Annotated in this window: 11 protein-coding genes and 1 pseudogene; 7 read left to right on the top strand and 5 right to left on the bottom strand. The window is 70.8% G+C overall.

The window, feature by feature from the left end:
• The first annotated feature begins 126 nt into the window (after positions 1-126).
• From STRBO_RS0130625 to STRBO_RS0130605, 5 genes are all read left to right on the top strand, one after another.
• A complete protein-coding gene (locus STRBO_RS0130625; protein ID WP_237547320.1) occupies positions 127-1,752 on the top strand; it encodes a PD-(D/E)XK nuclease family protein in 1,626 nt (541 codons plus the stop codon).
• A complete protein-coding gene (locus STRBO_RS0130620) occupies positions 1,749-2,927 on the top strand; it encodes a pPIWI_RE_Y domain-containing protein (protein WP_005478562.1) in 1,179 nt (392 codons plus the stop codon). Before STRBO_RS0130625 ends, STRBO_RS0130620 begins: the two co-directional genes overlap by 4 nt.
• Positions 2,920-6,357, top strand: coding sequence for a pPIWI_RE_Z domain-containing protein (locus tag STRBO_RS0130615; protein ID WP_005478561.1), 3,438 nt, complete (start codon positions 2,920-2,922; stop codon positions 6,355-6,357). The genes STRBO_RS0130620 and STRBO_RS0130615 overlap by 8 nt, the downstream gene beginning before the upstream one ends.
• A gap of 60 nt (positions 6,358-6,417) precedes the next feature.
• The gene (locus STRBO_RS0130610; protein ID WP_005478560.1) at positions 6,418-9,282 is read left to right on the top strand and encodes a pPIWI_RE module domain-containing protein; all 2,865 of its coding nucleotides are present in this window, start codon (positions 6,418-6,420) and stop codon (positions 9,280-9,282) included.
• A 429-nt stretch (positions 9,283-9,711) separates the two neighbouring features.
• Positions 9,712-11,391 (top strand): SWIM zinc finger family protein, encoded by a 1,680-nt coding sequence (locus tag STRBO_RS0130605; RefSeq protein WP_005478558.1) that lies wholly within the window; start codon positions 9,712-9,714, stop codon positions 11,389-11,391.
• Between the two features lie 79 nt (positions 11,392-11,470).
• On the opposite strand, the pseudogene STRBO_RS46100 reads toward STRBO_RS0130605, so the two are convergent.
• Positions 11,471-11,665 (bottom strand): annotated as a pseudogene (locus STRBO_RS46100) (3'-5' exonuclease); the annotation flags it as partial.
• 332 nt (positions 11,666-11,997) lie between these two features.
• Here STRBO_RS46100 and STRBO_RS0130595 point away from each other — a divergent pair.
• Both STRBO_RS0130595 and STRBO_RS0130590 read left to right on the top strand, forming a co-directional pair.
• A complete protein-coding gene (locus STRBO_RS0130595; protein WP_106438195.1) occupies positions 11,998-13,248 on the top strand; it encodes a TolB family protein in 1,251 nt (416 codons plus the stop codon).
• Positions 13,249-13,363: 115 nt separating this feature from the next.
• The gene (locus STRBO_RS0130590) at positions 13,364-13,975 is read left to right on the top strand and encodes a LuxR C-terminal-related transcriptional regulator (protein ID WP_020115316.1); all 612 of its coding nucleotides are present in this window, start codon (positions 13,364-13,366) and stop codon (positions 13,973-13,975) included.
• 31 nt (positions 13,976-14,006) lie between these two features.
• Here the strand turns inward: STRBO_RS0130590 and STRBO_RS0130585 are convergent, their stop codons facing one another.
• The 4 genes from STRBO_RS0130585 to lanKC form a co-directional block, all read right to left on the bottom strand.
• Complete coding sequence (locus STRBO_RS0130585) at positions 14,007-16,067, bottom strand: ATP-binding cassette domain-containing protein (protein WP_005478549.1); 2,061 nt, start codon at positions 16,065-16,067, stop codon at positions 14,007-14,009.
• The gene (locus tag STRBO_RS0130580; protein ID WP_005478548.1) at positions 16,064-17,920 is read right to left on the bottom strand and encodes an ABC transporter ATP-binding protein; all 1,857 of its coding nucleotides are present in this window, start codon (positions 17,918-17,920) and stop codon (positions 16,064-16,066) included. The genes STRBO_RS0130585 and STRBO_RS0130580 overlap by 4 nt, the downstream gene beginning before the upstream one ends.
• Before the next feature lie 112 nt (positions 17,921-18,032).
• Positions 18,033-18,161 carry a SapB/AmfS family lanthipeptide gene (locus STRBO_RS43150; RefSeq protein ID WP_005478547.1) on the bottom strand — a complete coding sequence of 43 codons (129 nt, stop codon included), beginning with the start codon at positions 18,159-18,161 and terminating at the stop codon, positions 18,033-18,035.
• Between the two features lie 6 nt (positions 18,162-18,167).
• Positions 18,168-20,807, bottom strand: coding sequence for a class III lanthionine synthetase LanKC (gene lanKC / locus STRBO_RS0130570; RefSeq protein ID WP_005478545.1), 2,640 nt, complete (start codon positions 20,805-20,807; stop codon positions 18,168-18,170).
• Positions 20,808-20,956 lie beyond the last annotated feature (149 nt).

The raw sequence follows: 20,956 nt of genomic DNA, 5'->3' as shown, positions 1-20,956 counted from the left end.
ATGCCAAGAACTTCCAAGGAGTTCCAATGTTCCGTGCTACGGTCGAAGACATCGACGCCCCCGGCCACGCCGAGGGGTGGCGTCTGGGCGACGTCTGTCTCGAAGGGGGAGGTAATGGGCCACGACATGGCATGGCGCAGGCCGCACTGGCTCACGGGGGACGACAGTCTTCTGCGGGTCGGGCCCGGAACCGGCGGAGACGAGGAGCACACCTGCCCCTCGCACGCCGCCGCCAAGGCCCGACCAGGGCTGTGGCCGACCCAGCGCCTGCGGCTGCCGAAGGCGGAGCTCGAAACCTTCACCCTCGGGCCGGTCATGGACGCCGTCGACCGGGTCGAGTTCCACGAGCAGACACTCGACCAGGCCCTGGAGGGGCTGCGCTTCAGGACGCCCGCCCTCCACCCCGGACATCTCACCTACGCCGAGCATGCCCTGCGGTCGTACATGCAGGCGTTGGCCGCGGAAAGCGACAAGAAGCTGCGCCCCGTCCGTGCCTACTGGGTGGCGCAGCGCGAGAACGGCAAGTTCTGGGAGATGTACGCCTGGTGGCGGCGGTACGAGTCCGCCGACGGACGGCTGCGCGAGTACCGGCGGTTGCGGCACGGCCAGGCCAAGGCATCCGAGTCCGGCGAGATAGCCATCGCCGTGTACGTGGCGGTCCACGGGCGACCGGCGGCCTGGCCCCTCAAGTGGTCGCGGGCCTTCCAGCCGCTCGGACCCGTCGCCCGGCCCGAGCGCGTTCGTGTCGTCGAGGTTGGGCTGGCCGATGGCCGGCCCCGGGTGCAGTTCGACGGTACCGCCGAGGACGCCGAGGCGTACTACGCCGAGCATGGGCACTCGCACGTCGCTCGTGTCGTGGCGGGTGGGGCGCCGACGCCCGGCTCCTCCTGTGTCGACTGCAAGCAGTTCACGGCCTGCCCGGCCGTGCCGCGCAGGCCCGGGGTCCTTGGGGTGTCGTCGCGTGTCGCACCGCTGCGGAAGGTGTCCGTCAGCGACCTCCGCTACCACGCGGCCTGCCCCGCACAGGCGTTCCTGCGTGCGTTACACCTGCCGAGGTCCGATGAGTACGGCAGCGCCGCCAAACTTGGCCAGGCGGTGCACGGCTGGATCGAGAAGTTGCACCGGCGTGACGGGTGGCCGCCCTGCGCCGTCGCGGACATGCCTACCGAAGGCGAGAACTGGACGGAAGGGCGGTGGCGGGTCTCCGACGAGGACGCCACGACCGGCCGGGACATGTTGCTCCACCACGTCGACGCCTGCCCCTTCCAGGACCCGGGACTTGTCCAGCGGGTCGAGCCGGAGGCCCTGCGGGTCGTCCACGACACCGCCGCACAGGCCGTGGTCGTCGCCAAGCCCGACCTGCTCTACCAGGAGGACGGCTCCTGGGTGTGGCGAGAACTCAAGACGACGAGGAAGCGGCGACGGAACCAGGTGGATCTCCTGGAGACGTATCCCCAACTCGCTCTGGCCGTCACGCTGCTGGCACAGGGTGCGCTGGGCGGTGACCCGGGCGGATCGCGCGTCGAGGTGGAGATCCTCCGGCCGGACGGCTCCGATCCCCATGTCATCGATCCGACCGATCCCGAGCAGCAGGCCAAGGCGCGGTCCGTGCTGCGGCGGTACGGCGGTCCCTGGCGAGACGACGAGGCGTGGGACGCCCGGCCCGGACCGCATTGTCAGTCCTGTCCGGTATCCCAGTGGTGTCCGAGTGCCGGGCCAGGCCCGACCGTTGCTGGAGAGGGAGAGGTATGACGACGACGGACCTGCTGCCCGCGATTCCCGAAGGCGCAGGGACCGCCGACGAGACGCTGTTGCGCCTGATCGCCAGCGCCCTCGCCTGCCTGTCCCGACTGCGGACCGTGCCCAACCCGGTCTACCCGGCCAAGGTGCAGAACGCCTACAACCGCCTCGTGCTGCACTGCCTGCGGCGGGGTGAGGAACCACCGGGCAGCGTGCCTGAAATGGTTCGCTGGGCCTGCGAACGGCCGCTCGGGGAATGGCCGTTGACCCTCACCGACGAGGTCCGCTCGGGCACGGCTCTGCTGGTCGATCCCGAGACCAGGCTGCCGCACCAGTTGTGCCTGGAGTGGGAGGTGAGCGCCGCCGATCCCGCCGCCGAACTGTTCGAGAACGAACGGATCCTGGAAGCCCTCGCAGTCTGCCGCGCAGCCAAGTCACCCGGCACCTACACCGCTTTCCGTGCCCTTCTCACCACTCGGCCCGTGCTCACCGGTGCTGAACTGGCGCTGCTCGGCGGCGATCCGGAATGCGGGATGCTGCTGCACAGCGTCATCAAGCGCTGCTACGAACCCGCCCCCGCGTCCTATCTGCGTGACGGCGCGTATCGGCAGTGCGCGCGCTGCCACTGCCTCATGGTGCCGCTGCTCGTCGGCGGACACCGCTGCGAACTGGACCGTTGCCGCCGTGACGGGGCAGGGGGCGATGGCACTCCACTGCGCCCCGACAAGGGCGGTGTCTTCCAACTCAGCCGTCCCCTCCGCATGTTCGTCACGAGCCCGGGACTCGCCGAGACGGATCTGGAAGCCGCACTGAAGAAGAAGTTCGGGATCACGGCCGAGATGTGGCCGAACTACGACGCATACGACCTTCGCGTCCCGCTGCCCGGGCGTCGGCACTGGGCCGTGGATGTGAAGGACCGCGTCAACCCCGCACTCCTGGCGCGCACGACCATTCCCTTCCGGGGTGACCCTCCGTACGAGCGTGCCTTCCTCGTCGTACCCCGGTACCGCTTCCGCGAGAACGAGGCGTACGGGCGGCAGTTCCGCCGCAACCTGCCCGACGACATGGCCGGGCGGGTCACTCTCCTGGACGACCAGGCGTTTCTACGGCTGGTGGGCCGCGAACTCTCCGCCCCGAGCCGACAGGAGCCAGAACCACCGCGTACCGAAGGAGGCCGCCATGCGTGACCGCAGTGGATGGCACCGACGCTGCTCGCCGAAGCAGCTCACCGAAGTATGGCCGGCGAACCTCGGCAGCTTCCGTCCCGGCGACCTCCTCGACATCGAACTGGGCCTGTACCTGCTTCAGGACGTGACGCCGACCCGCACAGCCGCCGACGTCTGGCCGCTGCTGGGCGGCTACCCCTACAGCGAAGCCTTCGGCGACGTGCGCACAGACGAACAGCGCCTGCGCGTCCTGCGGGCCCGCCACTACCTGTGGGACCTGCGCCGGCGGCACGCCTGGCGCGAGGCACTGGCCGACTACTTGACAGTTCCTCAGCAACTGCGGGGCTACGACCTCGATGGACCCGATGACGTACCGCGTCGCCGCGAGCCCGCGCGCGCCGCGCGTCGTTTCGAGATCTTCGAAGATCTGCTCAGCACCGCGCCCGACTTCTCGACGCGCTCCGTTCCCTTCGCCGAGGCGGGTGAGTACACCTTCCGCGTACAGGACCGCACCCACTCCGTGGTGTTCGAGGAGGAACTCCTGTCGGACACCCTGCCCCGTGCGCACGCCCTCGACGCGCAGCCCGCAGGTCGGGGAGAGCCGATCGACGTCACCTGGGCGGAACTCGAAAAAGCCGCCGACGCGATGGACACCGCAGAGGCGGCGGCACCGCACGGTCCCCGCAACGACTGGGCCGGGCGTCTTCGGCGCGTCAAGCTGCTCGTGCGCGACGAGGCGGCCGAGAACTTCACGGAGAAGGGGCGGCTGACGGTCGACCGGCTCCTGCACCTGGTGGGCATGGTCGGCGCCGGAAAGTCCACGATCCGCGACATCCTGACGTACCACGTCGTGACCCAGACACCCCGTCGCGTCACCATTGTCGTCGGCGACGTGGCGGAAACCCTTGCTGTCGTCGAGCAGTTCGACCGGCTGGGCGTGCGGGCCGCGCCGATCCTCGGGCACTCCACGCGCGAGCGCAACATCAACCGGCTGCACCGCCGCACCGCCACGGCCGGTGCGGCCACCATGCTGGGGCACGACCATGCGGGCTTCGCCTATCTGAGCAGTGCCTGCCCGGTCGACGTTCTGCGCGGCCTGGAGGCGCGCCGACCCCTCGGCATCCGTGAGGCACCGTGTCTGACCCTCTTCACCGTGCCCGAGGTCGAGTCGGCTGACGGCGATCCGCTGCTCGACGACGAGAGCCCGGCGGTGCGTGACTCCCGGCGTCCGAAGCCACAGCGGCGGCTGTGCCCGCTGTGGAACCGCTGTCCCCGACATCGCGGGGCCCGCGACCTGGTCGACGCCCAGGTGTGGGTCGCCACTCCGGCTGGCCTGGTGCACAGCTCCGTGCCGCAGCACCAGCACGACGAGCAGCTGAGGTATCTCGAACTCGCCTGCCGGATGAGCGATCTGATCATCGTGGACGAGGCGGACCGGGTGCAGATGCAACTCGACACGGCCTTCGCGCCTGCCAGCACCCTCGTGGGTAAAGCCCCGAACTCCTGGTTCGATGAGGTCGCCGTGCACAAGTTCCAGCAGATGGCCCGTGATGGACGGCTCCAGCTGTCCGCCCGTGACGTCGACGACTGGACCAACGCCGTCAACACGGTCAGCGCCGCCACCGACCGCCTCTACGCGCTACTCGTCAAGGACGACGGCCTCAGGCGCTGGATCAGCACGGACTACTTCAGCGCCTTCACCCTGCACAGTCTGCTGCTCGACAGCTGGTTTCCCGGCCGGAATGAGGGTGAGCGCCCTCCTGCGGCGGCCCGGAGTCTGGACGTCGCACTCGGACGGTTCAGGGACGATCCGTTGCACGAGCAACAGAGCGGCACGGGAGACGATGAGGTGACTCCCCTGGTCAACACCTTCGTCCACCTCACCCTGGAGCTCCTGCACGCGCCTCAGGGAGCCCGAACCCGCGAACGGCTCCGCGAGGCCCTCACCGACGTCGTCTCGGACGACTGCGGCGTACGCGCCGATATCGACCTCCAGGCCCGGCGCTTCGAGTTCACACTGATCCTGTCCGCCCTGCACAGCCGGCTCGACTTCATGACCACGCTGTGGCCGCGCGTCGAAGCCGCCCTCAACCTGGAGAGCGCCTCCAACGTGCTCTCCAGGAGGCCCCCGAAGGACTATGAGGCGGTCATCCCCGAGTCACCCATGGGCAATGTCCTCGGCTTCCAGTTCCGCCACGACGACCGGGAGCGAGACGGCGACCGCAGTGGCGAACTCCGCTTCTTCCACTGCAACGGCGTCGGCCGTGAGCTGCTCATGCGGCTGGGCGACCTGTGCGCAGTGGACGGCCGCCCCGGACCGCACGTCCTCCTGATGTCCGCCACGAGCTGGGCGGGCACCTCCAGCAGGTACCACGTGCACACCGACGTGGGAGCCGTACTGCGACCCCGCGACGAGGAGGTCGAGGCTGTGCTGGGCAGCGAGTTCCGCAAGGAGTTCCTGTACTGGCCCGGAGGCGACCAGCCGAAGCCGTTGCGCCTGTCCGGCTGCGACCCCGAGGAGCGCCCGCAGGCCCTGCTGCACATGCTGCACCAGCTGGCTGTGCCTGACCGCAGCCTGCCCGACTCGGTGAGCATGCTGGACGCCGAACTGGACGAGATCGACGACCCGGAGCGACGCCGCATCCTGCTCCTCGTCGGCAGCTATGACGAGGCGCGCAGGGCAGCCGAATACCTCAACCAGATCCCCGAGTGGAACGGACGCGTCACCCAACTCGTGTCCGACGACGCGGACGCGGACACCGCCTGGACGCGGCTGCCGGAGGACAATGCCGCGCGCACCCTGCCGCGCGGGGACGTCAAGTCGTTTCCCTCCGTCGGCGGCGACCTCCTCGTCGCCCCGCTCCTCGCGGTGGAGCGCGGGCACAACATCGTGCTGCGTGGGGGCAAGGCCGCCATCGGCACCGTGTACTTCCTGGCCCGCCCCCACCCGCGCCCCGACGACATCTCGCTCGCCATCCAGTCCATCAACGACTGGGCCGTACGCCAACTCCGCGACATCGACGGCACGTTCTGGCAAGGGGCGCTCGCCGCGGCCACACCCGACCGAGCCGCCGTCGCCTTCCGCAGCCGTGCCCGCCGCCAATGGAACCGTTACCTGACCCGCAAACTCGCCTGGTCGAGCCTGCGGGACGACGAGAAGGTGGCGTTCACCTGGGACCAACTCGTCGTCATGTGGCAGGTCATCGGCCGACTCGTACGCGGCGGCGTGCCGGCCAGGGTGGTCTTCGTCGACGCGGCGTTCTCGCCGCGCGAAGCCGGGTTCCAGGCCATGGACACGCCCGACACGAGTCTTCTGGCGAGTATGCGCGAAGTCCTCGCCCCCTACTTCGCCGCAGACGGCGCGGCCGATCCCGAGCCTGCCCCGATCGACAAGTCGCTCGTCCGAGAGCTGTACGAACCGCTCTACCGCGCCCTTGCGGATATGGGCTGACGGCTCGTCGGCACATTCGAGACCACACGACCCTCTTCGCCTCCAAGGAGAACCAGCACCGTGGAATACCAGTGCCTCCGGGCCGCCGCCTACATGCCCGACCCGGCGCAGGGACCGTTCACGGTTCCGATGCACACGCTCGCTCTCCCCGAGCACTGGGAGGAACCCGTCCTGCGCCTGCACCACGACGGGTTGCACGAGCGGCAGGCCGAGCGACGCCGGCGCGTGCCGACGAAGCGCATCAACCAGCTGCTGCGCGCCACCGCCCCGGACATCGTCACGGTCGACTCGACGGCCCGGTTCGGCTCGGCGAACCCCTGGTTGTACTGCACGGGCCCGTACCCGATCGCGGTGACCAATCTCTACGTCGCCACCTGGCTCAAGAGCCTCCGGAGGAACCCGGACGACCCCGAGACGACGGGGCTGCTGATGGACTGCTTCCGGGATCTGGACACGTCCGCCCTCAGCTGGCAGCAGGGCATGGTCGATCTGCTCGAACTACGGGATACCCCACGCCAGACCGCGGTCCCCGCAGCCCACGTGTACCGGCTCCTGCCCGACGTTCTCGCAGCCAGGATCACCTGCCTGGCGCCGTACGAGCACAACGGGAAGCGACTCACCTTCCGCCAAGTGGCGGGTCTCGGCGGCTCCCGCGGAGCGGGCAGCGGGGGCGCCGAGCTGATGTCCGAGCTGATCGAGTACGTGCCCAAGCGCCGCGGAGGAGGAGACGGCAGGCCGGCGTACTACGCCGCGACCATTCGGGTCACCGTACGTACCGTGCCGTTCTCGCCCGTTCCGCAGGTCCACCTGAGTGCCGGTGTCCGTCGGTTCGTGAGCGGCAAGGTGTTCATCCCCTATGGCAAGGGTGTGTCGGCCTACCTGCTGCCGGACGCCTCACTTGTCCTCGATGGCCCTGCCCCGCAGCGCTTCGCGGTCGCCATGCTGGACTGGAGGAACGGCACGACCGAGTGGCGACAGGGCGGACCGGAGGGAATGCTCACCCAGATCACCGCTCTTGACGCATTGCCCTCCCCGGACCGGCTGGTCAAGGAGGCCGACCACTGGATCCACGGCCGGGACGGCATCCGGATCGCCGTCGGGCATCACGCGGTCATGGGTAAGCACACCATCGGAACGGGCCTGATGCCCAGCGAACGACGGAGGCTCATCGAGTGGGCGGAACAGGCGCTCGCCCCGGAGTTCGTGCCCATTGCGGCACTCACGCGCAGCTCGTACGCTCGACCGCCCAAGAAGCAGTTGAAGAAGTTGCCGTCCATTCCCAAGAAGGAGCAGACGCCGGAGGATCTCACCGCGATCCTTGACCAGCGAGAACTCTTCTCGGCGCACAACGCCCAGGTGCTCCGCGCTCGCCTGGCCGAGGCCATGGAGGGTGAGGATCTCACGACGCTCGTTCTCTATCAGTCGGACATCATGCGTGATCAGATCGTTGCTGCCGCGGAGGCTGGACTGGGTCTTGCCGGGCTCCGGCGGGAGGAGGCAGCCGACACGTGGGTCTGGGAGTCGGAGGAGCTGACGGTTCGGCTGCACGCCAGGCGACTGGGCTCTCTGGGCGGTCCACTGGGTGGTGACCGCGTGCCCCGCAGGGGCAAGGAGCACGACGAGGCCATCGCGGGCCGCCGGACCCAGGTGGCGGAAGCCATGAACAGCCTGCGCGCGACCGTTCCGGGCATGCGGTTGGCCATCGTGGAACTCGACGGCCAGGATGCTTTCCAACATGCCCGACGGCGCAGCGACCCCAAGTACGCGATCCGTCTCGGCTGCGCCGACGCGGGCCTGGTAACCCAGTTCATCCGTCCCTTGGACGCCACCGCTGAAAAGCAGGAGCAGGCCATGGAGGACGCGCGGATGCGTGCTGCCTCGGCCTGGTCGGACGGTATGCGCCAGACCGGTATGCGGTTGTTGCCGCAGCACACTCTTGGTGACCTCATCCCCACCGGCCTGAACCAGGTGGCCTTCCATCTCGTGGAGCGCCGCCACGACGGGCCTACGGGCAGGCAGCAGTTCACGCCGATCGCGATCCTCATCCGACCGGGCGCGAAGTGCGTCCTCGGCAGGTCCGCGGACATGCACGGATGGGTTTCGTATCCGGAACTCCTCAAGGCGTTGACCGGACGCGTCGAGGCAAAGAGGACCAGCGCCGACCAGGCGACGCTCATGGCGGCCTTCATCAAGCAGACGCTGTCGAGCCTGCGCAGCACCCCAACGCTCGTACTGACACATGCCCAGGACCTGCGGAAGCGCTGGATGTGGCTGAAGAACGACGGACTGGAGCAGGACCGCCTCGGTCTCGACGGAGGGCCGACGCAGCGGATCGGACTCTATGGCAAGCAATTGCGAGTCGTCCGGGTCGCCGATGGCACCAGGGACGAAACGGCGCAGTGGTGGGCGGAGCGGGAGGAACTCAAACCCGAGCTGGAGGGCCAGCAGCGAGGGGGTTTTGCGATGGGGTTGTGGAAGCCCGGCGTACAGGGCGATCCGGGCCGCGTCTTCTACAGCACGGTCGGCAAGTCCAGTACCCAGACGAAGCTCACGAACGATGACGCGAAGCTGACGCCGCACACCAACCCGTCGGGCAACAGCGCACACCGGCCGACGGTGAACGCCTGGAACCCGGATCTTCTCGAATTCACGGTCGCCTGTCTCCAGCCGGGCGACGAGGCTGAAGCCTGGGCAGCGTTCGTGCACCAGCAGCGTTTCAGTGAGGACTACCGAGAGGCCCGCGATGGCCTGGGCATGCCCCTCATCCTGCACCTCGCGCGGTTGGCGGACGACTATGCCCTGCCGCACGAGATCGATGACTCCGTAGATCCGACGCGGCCCCAGCCTGCGGCTCCGCCGGACGGGGAGCTGCGGGGGCAGCTGACCTTCGATTTCAACCTTGACGACGGGGATGACGTCGAGTGACGCGATAGACGAGTATGCGGTCGCAGTCGCCGCGCGAAGCCATGGAACAGATCACCTCGCCGTGTTGCTCCCGGGCGGGCACGTACGGATGGATCGACAGAATCGGAGAGCGCATCTCCCGCACCGCATGATGCATGGTGCGAGGGTAACAACGCGGCCCCGCGTCGTAGGCGGCCTTCAGAACCTGGACGGCCCGACTCCGGGAGACGCACCCTGCGCCGTGGCGTGTGCACACGTGGGACTACGGGTATTTTGCGACGCAAACCGAACCGCACAGCATGCCGCCGCTTGTGCTCGGCGGTGTGCAGGTCGCGGCCCTGCGGGATGCGGAACCGGCTCTGAGAATAAGGGTGTTGGAGATCCGCCTGCATGAGGAGGCGGCGCTGGAACCCCTCTTGAGAGACGTCGAGCAGGGCAGGAAAGAAGAGAATGGCGGACAGGCTCACCGAAGCGAACCTCAGAGCGTTGGCTGGCCCCCGCTCCTTCGAGCGGGGGCTCGGTTACGTCGACGCGGTGTCAGGGGTCGAGGTTGGAGACGGCTGGGTCACCGCGAGCGTCCAAGGCACGGAGCGGTACGAGGTGGAGCTGGTCCTGGACGGGCCCGGCGGGCTGGGTGGTGAGTGCGACTGCCCGTACGGGATGGAGGGCAACTTCTGCAAGCACCTGGTGGCCCTCGGCCTGACCGTGCTCGGCCAGGGGGCGAGCCTGCCGAGGCAGCGGAAGGCGGCCCGGGACCGCGCACAGGACCTCGACCTGTGGCTGTCGGCTCTGTCCAGGGACGAGTTGCTCGACCTGGTGAGGGAACAGGTGGGCGAGGACCGGCAGTTGCGACGTCGCCTGGAACTGCGCGCTGCGGGCGCCCGTGGCGACCTCGCCGGGGTCCGGGCGAGCGTCCGTGAGCTGCTCGACGTACGCCCGTTCGCCCGGTACGGATACGTCGAGTACGCCGACGCCCGCGCCTACGCCGAGCAGGCCGGGCAGGCGGTGTCCGCGATCGGGGCGCTCACCGGCTCCGGACGGGCCGCCGAGGCGATCGACCTGACGCGGGAAGCGATGCGACTGCTGGCCGAGGCCGCGGAGAGCGTCGACGACTCCGACGGATGGCTTGGACAGGTCGGTGCCGATCTCGCCGCCGCCCACCTCGAAGCATGCCGCTCGGCATGTCCGGACCCGGAGGAACTCGCACGCTGGCTGGTCGGCCAAGCACTCGGTGACATCGACGAGGGCCTCACCGAGATCGATCCGCTCGACTACCGGGACGTCCTCGGTGACACGGGGATGGCCGCCGTGCGCAAACTGGTGGTCGAGGCATGGCGGGGCAACCGCACCGGGTGGGCCGAGAGGTACCTGATGGAACGCCTGGCCAAAGCGGGAGGCGACGTCGACACGGTGATCGCCGTGCACGCGGCCGACCTTGCGCCGAACGGCCACACACATCTGCTCATCGCCCGCGAGCTGGACACCGCCCGGCGCCCCGACGAGGCCCTGACCTGGGCTGAGCGTGGCGTCCGGGAAACCCCGGACCTCGCCGACGTCGACACCGCCCTCGTCGACCACCTCTGCGAACGCTACGCACAGGCGGCCCGGCTCCCTGACGCCGTCGCCCTGCGTCGCGATCACTTCGGCGCCCGCCGCTCCCTGCTCACGTATCAGCAGCTGCGCGCCGCCGCACGGGCCGCCGACTGCTGGCCGGCCGAGCGCGAGGGCGCGCTGGCTGTGCTGCGCGCCGACGCGGAGCGACAGCAACAGGGCTGGTACGGCGGCCCGGTCCTGGTCGACGCCCTGCTCGACGACAAGGACGGGGCCGCCGCGTGGCAGGCCGCCGTGGAGACCGGCGCCCACGACAGACAGTGGCTCACTCTCGCCGACCAGATCCGTCCCGACCGCCCCGCCGCGGCACTCGACATCTACCTTCGCCTGGCCGAGCCGCTGTCCGCGCAGACCGGCAACCCGGTCTACCAGCACCTCGTCGCCCTGCTGCTGAGCATCCGGGACTGCCACCACCGCCTGGGCACACCGGACACGTTCACCGCGTACGTCGCCGCCCTGCGCGCATCCCAGAGACGCAAGCGGAATCTCATGCGGCTGATGGACGACCAGGGGCTGTGAGCTGAGGCCGCTCCGCAATGGCGGAGCCACCCATGGTGTGTGGCCACAGCTCACGTCGCCGATGCCTTGGGGCCCGCCCGTGGCGGACCGGGTCCGTATCACGCAATCCGTTGACGCCCTCGCGGGGTACGAGTCCGGCCGCGACGCCCGCGATGATCATTCGCTGGTACTCCAGCCCCTTGAACCGGAACATCGTGCCGATGTGTACGCCGGTCGAGCCGTGCGGGCCGTCCGAACGGATCTCCACCGAGTCGAGACCGTTCAGCTTCGTTGTCGCCCACGAGGATCTTGATTGACGCTCGGTCGTTCTCGTTCTCGTTCTCGTTCTCGTTCTTGTTCTCGCTCTCGTCCGCGTCCAGCCCGGCTGATCGGGCAACCCGCCTGCCTGCTCAGCTCCGTGAGGAAGGTGCGCTGGGTACGCCCGTTGCCCTCGCGGAGGGGGGCGGACTACCTACACCTCCGCAAGGTAGCCCCGATGCATTGACCCTTCACCGGTCACACGCTTTCATCGCCTGCACCACCCTTGTGAGTCCTCTGCGCAGGGCCGGGGCGACGGGGTGTCCGGGGCGGCTGGGGTCGTCCCTGGTCGAAGGGGGAGCCGAGTTGATGAGACCGTCCTTACGCATGCTCGTGAACGCCGTTGTGGTGGCCGCCGTCGTCACTCCCGTCTGGCCCGCGCAGGCCGCCGGCGGGGACGAGGTGCCGGGGCTCGTGCCGAGGACCGAGCGGATCAGTGTCGCCCCCGACGGCACCACCGGCGGCAACGGCCACTCCACCGACCCCGTCGTCAGCGCGGACGGGCGTGTCGTCGCCTTCGTGTCGTCGGCCACCAACCTGGGGCCCGGCACGGACGTGCGGAACAGCGTGTACTACCGGACCGGGCCCGGGGAGCCGTTACGACGCGTCGCCGTGCCGGGGGAGACGACCTCGACTCCGCAGCTGTCCGAGTCCGGGCGGTATCTGACCTTCGGCTCGTACGCGGCCACGACCGCCACCTCCTCCGTGCATGTCATGGACCTGGACACGGGGGACACGCAGCGGCTGGCGCCCGCCATGGGCGACGGCTACCAGGTGTCGTACGGCATCGCGCCGGTCAGCGCCGACGGGCGGTACGTCGCCTTCGTCGCCCGGCCCGCCGTCGATCCGAACGGAGCCTTCTCCTGCCGGGTCATGCTGCTGGACCGGAAGACGGGCACGGTGCGGCGGGTCAGCCGGGACGCGGACGGGTCCAAGGACTTCCATCGGTGCGAGCAGATCTCGATGAGCGCGGACGGACGCAAGGTCGCCTATCTGGAGGGCTACTCCGGGCCGTCCGGCGACGACCAGGGCGACATCCTGGTCTACGACCGCAGGAGCGGACGTACCGTGCAGGCCGACGCCACCCATGACGGGGCGGCAGCCGACAAGTCGGCGATCGCCCCGGTGCTGAGCGCCGACGGCTCCAAGGTCGGCTTCAATTCTGTAGCCAGCAACCTGGTACCCGGCGTCGATCCCAACGGGAACACCAGCACCTCGTGGAACGCCTTCGTCCGCGACCTGCGCACCGGCACCCTCCAGCGGTACGACGGCCACGCCCCCACCGACCTCACCCTGGTCTCGGATCTGTCCCGCGACGGTTCGAAGCTACTGCTGAACACGGCGGACACGAACCGCACCTCGCTCGGTCTGATCCTGCGCGACCTGTGCACCGGCGAGGAGGAGCTGCTGTCGCCGGGGCAGGACGGCAAGCCCGTGACCGTGGGGGACGCGGCGCTGAGCGGGGACGAGTCGACCGTCGTCTTCGAGTCGTACCACCCCGGCCTCGTGCCCGAGGACACGAACCTGATCGGGGATGTGTTCGTCCGCAGCCGCCTCTGAGGGGGTGAGGAGTCCGGCAATCAGGGTGATAGGCGGTCATACGTCGTACGGTGTTGTCGCGGTGTCGGAGGCACACCGTGCGAGGGAGGCCGCTGGTGACCGGGCGGGAGCGACGTTGATCCGTGTGCTGCTTGTCGAGGAGACGGAGTTGCTGCGCGGGGCTCTCGCCGCCTTGCTGGCCCGGGAGGAGGACATCGAGGTCGTCGCGGCGTGTCCGGCGCCCGAGCAGACGGTGGCGCGGGCGCTGTCGCACCGGCCCGATGTGGTCGTCATCGACAGCGACGGCGACAGCGGTGAGGTCGGGGCACTCGATACGTCACGGGAGCTGGCCCTGCGATTGCCGGAGTGCCGGACGCTGTTGGTGACCCAGTCGGCGACCGCCGGTTTCCTGCGGCAGGCGCTGGCGTTGCGGGTCGCGGGCCTCGTCGGCAAGAACGGGCCCAGCGACATCCTGGCGGAAGGGGTGCGCAGGGTGGCGGCGGGGGAGCGGTTCGTCGATCCGGAGCTGGCCCTGCTGGCACTGTCCTCGGCGGAGAGTCCGTTGACGCCGAGGGAGCGGGAGGTGCTGCGGCTGGCGGCGGACGGCGTTCCGACCCGTGAGATCGCCGAACTGCTGTCGCTGTCGGTGGGGACGGTCCGTAATCATCTGAACGCCGTCTCCAGGAAGACCGAGGCGCGCAACCGCATCGACGCGATCCGGATCGCCCGGGAGTCGGGATGGCTGTAGGCGAGACGAACCGGTGACCGGGAGCCGTGCATCACCACCGGATGCCGCTCGCCGCGTCGGCCCAGCCGGTCCGGTCCGTTGTATCGGTCCTGTCGGCCGTCTCGTGGTCCCAGTGGCCGATCAGGTCGCGGTAGAGGGCGCAGTCGGCCATCAGGCGGTCGTGGGTGCCCAGGTGGTGGCGTGGGCCGTCCAGGACGAGGATCAGGTCGGCGCGCAGGGCGGAGCTGATCCGGTGGGCGCAGACGATCAGGGTGGCGGGGCGCTCGGCGAAAGCGCGTTCGGCGACCGCCTCGGCGGCCGGGTCGAGGTGGCAGGTGGCCTCGTCCAGCAGGACCAGGCGGGCGGGGGGCAGCAGGGCGCGGACCAGTGCGATCAGCTGGCGTTCCCCGGCGGAGAGCAGGGCCGGGTCCACGGGTGCGTCGTAGCCGCCCAGGCGTTCGGCGAGAGGGGCCGCTCCGATGGCGTCGACGGCCGAGTCGAGGTCGGCCGGTGTGGCCGTGGGGTGGAGGTAGGAGAGGTTCTCGCGCAGCGTGCCGGTGAAGACGTACGCCTCCTGCGGGATCAGCACACGCGCTCCCGACAGCGCGTACGGAGCTGTCGACGAAGGGTCCGGGTCCGGCGGGCGGACGGGGGCGCCGCCCAGGCGCACAAGGCCCTCCTGCGGCTTCAGCACCCCGGCGACGAGCGCGGCGAGCGTGGACTTGCCGGCGCCGCTGGGGCCGACCACCGCCAGATGGGTGCCCGGCGTGAGAGTGAGATCGAGGTCCCGGACGACGGGCTCGGCGGATCGGGCGTAACCGAAGGTGACCCCACGCAGTTCGACACCGCCGTCCGCGGGCCACGACTCCGGCGCCGTCCCGGGCGTCGCTCCGGCAGCCCCGGCGCCAGGCCCGGACCACACGGATCCCTCTTCCGCCGGAGACGCGGGGACCACCGGCTCCGAAGTGGCCGGGGGCGCGGGCACTGTCGGCTCTGAAGGGGGCGGAAACCCGGGCGCCACCGGCTCCGAAGCGGTCGGGTATGCGGGCGCCACCGGCTCCGAAGTGGCCGGGGATGTGGCCGCCACCGGCTTCGAGGCGGCCGGGGATGCGGGCGCCGTCGGCTTCGAAGCCGCCGGGGGCGCAGGTGCCCCCGGCGTGGGTGCGGACGTCGTCTCCAAAATGCGGGCGGTGGTGACGAGGAGCCACAGGCCGCTGGCGCCGACGCCGCGGACGAAGTTCTGGAGGGCTGGCTGGAGGCTCTGGGAGAGGTAGGTCAGGGCGCCCAGGATCGCGCCGGTGGTCATTCCGCCGCGGAGCAGCCAGGGGGTGCCGGCCAGGATCAGGACGAACGGCAGCCAGCCGCCGATGCCCAGGGCGGCGGTGCGCAGGGCGGTGATGCGGGCCAGGGCGCGGGCCGCCTCGGCGGCCTTGTCGACGCGGGCGTCGATCCGGCGGCGTACCAGATGCTCGGCGCCGCAGGCCGTCACGTCCCGCAGCCCGCCGGCCACCGTGCTCACCTGCTCGGCGATCGCCTCGTCGGCGAGTACGACCGCCCGCTGCCGGGCCGCCAGGGCGCGCAGGGCCAGGAGGAACAGGGTGAGCCCTGCCGTGAGGGGCGGTACGACGAACAGGAGGAGGGCGGGGTCGAGCGCCGTCAGACCGAACAGCACGCTCACCGCCGTCACCGCGAAGGTCTGCACGAACATCACGACCGCCCCGTACGACTCCCGGGCGATCTCCACCTGTTCGGTCAGCCGGGCCACGCCCGCCGTGTCGGGGGGCAGGCCCAGACGCGCGGAGCGGTGCAGTGTGCCGGTGGTGACGAGGGCGACCAGGTCGTCCCGGAACGGTTCGACCACCTCGGCCAGCTGGAGCGTGGTCTGCCGCGTGCCCCAGGCGCCGACCAGGGTCGCGACGGCCAGCAGCCCGAGCCAGCCGAGGCCCTCGGGGACGCGGTCCGAGAGGAAGCCGTCGTCGACGGCCCGGGCGACCAGCAGGCCGGACAGCAGCGCGGGTACGGCCTGGACCAGCGACCAGCCGGCGAGCCGGACGAACCGACGGCGCCGGGTGCGGAGCGTGGAGCGCAGCAGACGACGTGCCCCCGGATTCACCGCCCGCCTCCGTGGGACTGCGAGGCGGGGCGTCCGCCGTCGTGGGACGCCGTCGGGCGCGGACCGGGCCGTTCGGGACGGGACGTGGCGTTCCCGGAAGAGTGCGGACGCGGTGTCCCACCGTCCGGGCGGAAGACGGCTCGGTAGCCCGGATCGGTCCACAGCGCGCGGTGGGTGTCCCGGCGTCGGACGCGGCCCGCGTCGAGCCAGACGACGAGGTCGGCGCGGGCGGCGGTGGAGGCGCGGTGGGTGACGACGAGCCGGGTGCGGGTGGCGAGGGGGCCGGAGCCGGTGAGGACCTGGGTGATCTCGTGCTCGGTGACGGTGTCGAGGCTGGCGGTGACATCGTCGAGGACGAGCAGGCGGCCGACCCGCGCGGACTGGGCGAAGGCGCGGGCGAGGCCGACCCGTTGGGTCTCCCCGCCGGACAGCGGGGCGGTGGCGACGGCGGACGCGTAGCCGTCGGGCATGGTCCGTAGAAAGGTGTCCGCGCGGGCGATGGCCGCGGCATCCCGCACCGCCTCGTCCGGCACGCGCTGTGGCGAAGGACCGAGGGCGATCGCTTCGGTGAAGGTCTCGCCCAGCAGTGTGGGGCGCTCGAAGCCGTACGCGACGGCCTGTCGCAGGTCGCCGTGGGTCAGGTCGCGCAGCGGTACCCCGTCGAGCCGTATCTCGCCGTCGTCGGGGTCGGTGAGCCGGCCGGCCAGTGCGGCCAGCAGGGACTTGCCGGAGCCCGACCGGCCCACGACGGCGGTCAGGGTGCCCGGCGGAACCTCCAGATCGATGCCGTCCAGGACGGTGGCACCCTCGGGAGCGCGTACGGTCACGCGGCGGAACTCCAGCCGGCCGCCGCCTCCGGTGGGCAGCCGGGCGAGGCCGTAGGTCAGCGGGGGTGAGTCCATCACCTCGGCGACGCGCCCGGCGGTCGCGCGGGCGAGGGCCAGCTTGCTGACGGAGGCGACCAGGGAACTGACGCCGGTGGCCAGGACGACGTACTCGGTCGCGGCCAGCAGCTGTCCCGGGGTGATGCGGCCACGGGCGAGTTCCAGTCCGGCCACCGCCAGGACGGCGATCTCGAGGAGGGGGACGATCATGGCGTCGCGAGTGGAGACGCGGGAGAGGGCGCGCCACATTCCCCGGCCGTGGCGGTGGAGTTCGGGCAGGGGAGCGAGGACGCGGTCGGTCTCGCGGGCCAGGGTCCCGGCGGCGGTGATGGTGCGGATTCCGGTGAGGGCGTCGGCGAGCCGGGTGGCGATACGGCCCTGGGCGGCGAAGTAGCGGTCGTTGACGTCGGAGACGTCGCGGGCGAAGGCGTGGACCACGAGGACGATCAGCGGGAGCCCGGCGACGAAGGTGAGGCACAGCCAGGGGTCGATCAGGGCCAGCGCCACCACGGCTCCGAGGGGCGGGATCAGTTCGGTCACCGCCCACACCAGCCCCGAGGGGGCGCTGCCCGCCCGGCTCGTGTTGCCCACCAGACGTGCCGTCAGGTCGCCGGGGGTGTGGCGGCGGGTCGCCCGGGGGCCCATGCCGAGGACGTGCCCGAGCAGGGTGTGACGCAGCCAGGCGGTGGAACGGGCGTTGGCGACGGCGCCGGCGTAGTCGTCCAGCGCGTCGCACACGATCAGCAGCGCGACGGCGACGGCCGACAGCGTCAGCCACAGGGTGACGTCACCGGAGCCCAGTACGGCGTCGACGGTGCGGCCCATGAGGGCGGGCAGGACGACGTACACCCCGGAGAGCAGCAGGGACGTGGCGGCCAGGACCGCACCCCAGGCCCCGCCTCGCCGGACGACCGTCAGCAGCAGACGGTCCGCCGCGCGTCGGTCCTCGCGTTGGTCGCGTCGCTTCACGGCCGCTCCCGTCTCGTACGGTTCCCCCGGCCGGACTTTCGGTTCCCGGGCCGAGGGGGCAAGGGGCGGGGGCACCCGAGGTGCCCCCGCCGTCGTGCCAGGAGCCTGGCCGCTAACAGAACAGGAGGCTGAAGAGGCTTCCTCCTCCGAGGAAACAACCCTTGCTCGCCCGGCTGCCCGGCGGCGGCTTCAGGCCGGTCTCCGACTCGATGGTCAGACCCTGCAGTTCGAGGAGTGACATACGTGTTCACCTCCTTTCTCGAACGTCGTGGGGGACGGTGATGTCGAGCGCGGACAGGCCCGGTGTCAGGAAGGGCAGTCCGGTGGGGGCGGAGTGGCACGCGGCGCCCAGGGCGAGTACGACGCCCGCGCCGCCGGTGGCCAGGTCCATGGACAGCCGCATCAACTGCTCGCCCGGGAAGGCGAGTCGGCCGTCGAGTACGCAGGCGTGGCGGGCCAGCCGGCGGATGTGGGCCGCGACCACGGGGTCCCGCGCGGCGGCTGTGCCGGGCGGGTGGGCGCGACTGCGGTGGAGGATCATCCCGGCGACGCCGTCGAAGAGCCCGGGTTCGACGTAGAACGACGCCCGGGAGGCCTCGCGGATCGCGTCGGCGGCGGTCGCGAACTCGTCGTCCGCGCGCCGGGTCAGGAAGTCTTCGAGGACCATGCCGATGCCGACGCTGCCGTCGGCGAGATAGGGCATGGTGCGGTACCCCTCGTTCACCTCCATCGAGCCTTCCTCGCGGACCACGCAGCGGCGCAGGTCCTGGCGCAGGGCGGTCGCGGCGAGGTCCAGATGAGCCGGGTCGCCGTCGTGTTCGTGCAGGCGCAGGAACAGCAGCGCGGGCCCGGACGAGCCGTACATCAGCCCTGCTCGCGGGTGGTCGCCGCCGCTGGTCTGCGGTACCGCGTCGGCGGGTCCCAGCCGGTCGGCGACGGCCGCCGCCACGCGCCGGGCGGCGTCGCGGAAGGCGGCGTCGCCGGTGGCGACCGCGAAACGCAGCAGGCCGAGGCCCAGGCCGGACAGTCCGCCCTTGAGGTCGAGGGCCAGGTTCTGCCAGCGTTCGCCGAGGCACATGTCGACGATCTTGACGGCTTCCTCGGGGTGGCCGAGGCGGTCCAGGACGAAGGCGACGCCGAGCAGGCCGTCGTAGAGGCCGAGGCGGCTGCCGGGCGGTGGCTGGAGCGCGTGCCGGATCAGCCACTCCTCGTGGTCGACGTGGCGTCCGGCTCCCGTCACGTCCAGCGCGTACAGCACCCCGGCCGCGCCGTGGGCCAGGCCGAGGCCGCCGCCGGGCGCGGTGAACTGCTCGATGTCGCCCGGGAAGAGCCGGTCGTCGCGTTCGGGCGTGGCGGAGGCGAGGATCGCGGACGTGATCGACTCGCGAGCGCGCAGCCAGCCGGCGTGGTCGGGTTCGAGACGGGGGTCGGCGTCGGTCCCGCCGATGCTCGCGGGCCGCGTCCCGGCGTCCGTCCCACCGTCGCCGCTGATCGTGCGCACGGCCTCGTCGAGGAGGCGGTCGGGGAGCGGGAACAACCGGCCGGCCTCCCTGGCCAGCTGGCCCGCCTTGCCGCGGTCCAGCTCGATCAGTCCGGTCAGCGGCAGGAACAGACAGATCTCCAGGCAGGCCAGCGCGTAGCGGTCGATGTCGAAGCCGGTGGCGGTGCGCGGGGCGTGGAAGCCGGGGGCCGCGAGGACCTGGTGCCGGGCGTGTGCGACGTCCGACGCGCCCTCGAAGTCGATCAGGACCACCGTGTCGTCGGGCCGGACCATGACGTTGAAGGTGTGCACGTCACCGATGACGATGCCCCGCTCATGGACCGCCGCGACGGCGTCCCGCACCCGCCCGAACACGTCCAGCGCCCAGGTGGTGTACTCGGCGAAGGCGGCCGGGTCCGGGTCCAGCGCGGCGAGCGGGCTGCGCTCGACGATCAGCTGGTGCAGGGGCTTTCCCTCGATGAGGTCCTCGACGACGAAGTGGTGACCGCCCAGTTCGAAGTGGTCGCGGAGCGCGGGCACGCAGGCCAGTCCGCGCAGCCGTTCCAGGGCCTCCCGCTCACGCCGCAGCCGGGTGACGGCGTCCGCGCCGTCCGGGGTCAGTCCCGCGTGCGGCCTGGCCTCCTTGAGCACGACACGGTCCTCGTTACGCCTGTCCACCCCGGCGTACAGCCCGCCGCCGTTGGAGAAGTGCAGTGCCCTGTCGATGCGGTAGGGCAGGTCGGCGACGGTGGTCCGGCGGCTCGCGGCGAGGTGGGGTTCGAGGAAGCCGGGCAGCTCCACCCACTCCGGCAGCCGGAAGACGGGGCCGCGCACGTCGGGCACCAGGCGTCCCGAGGGGTCCGTCACCGCCTGCTCCACCACCCCGTCGGCCGACACGCAGTAGCGGTCCGCGAAGGCGCCGTACCTGACGTGGAGCGGGCCGTCGCGCCAGCGCAGATCGCTGAGTATGTACGGTCCCGGGCGGCCGTCGAGGATGTCGCCCAGTTCGGTGAGGACGCGCTCGCACTCGGCCTCGTCCGTCGGGTACACGGTCACGAACTTCCCACTGGAACCGCGGTGCGCGTACTTGGCGTTGGCCAGGAACAGGGTCTCCAGGCCGGGCAGGAACTTGAACGCGATGCGGCGCGGTACGCAGTAGTCCCACACCTCGTCCAGGATGCTCTGGGCGTTGTCCAGGCAGGCCGAGACGTGGATCTTCCAGCCCTGCGGGGGGAGTTGTACGCCGACGGGACGCAAGGCCAGCCACTCGCCCACCTTCTCGCGCTGCCACGCTCCCGGGAGCGGGGCCCGCGTCTGCCGGAACCGGCCGTGTGTCCCCCCGTGCGAGGACGGGGCGTCGTAGAAGTGCGGGTGGGTGAGGCAGTAGACCTCGTACCGCTTGTCCACGGGAGCCTCCCGGGGCAGGTGCCCTCCTGAGCGGTTGCCCTGGCTTTCCTCTCCCACCATGACAGAGCGGGGGAGCACGGACATCGTTCGTCTGTCACCGGCGCCGCGTGAGGTGCGCACAGGCCGGACCGTGCACGACGCACGGGCGG

Source organism: Streptomyces bottropensis ATCC 25435 (assembly GCF_000383595.1).
GTDB lineage: Bacteria > Actinomycetota > Actinomycetes > Streptomycetales > Streptomycetaceae > Streptomyces > Streptomyces bottropensis.
Note: the sequence above shows the minus strand (reverse complement) of the source record. Positions and strands in the feature narration are given on the sequence as shown.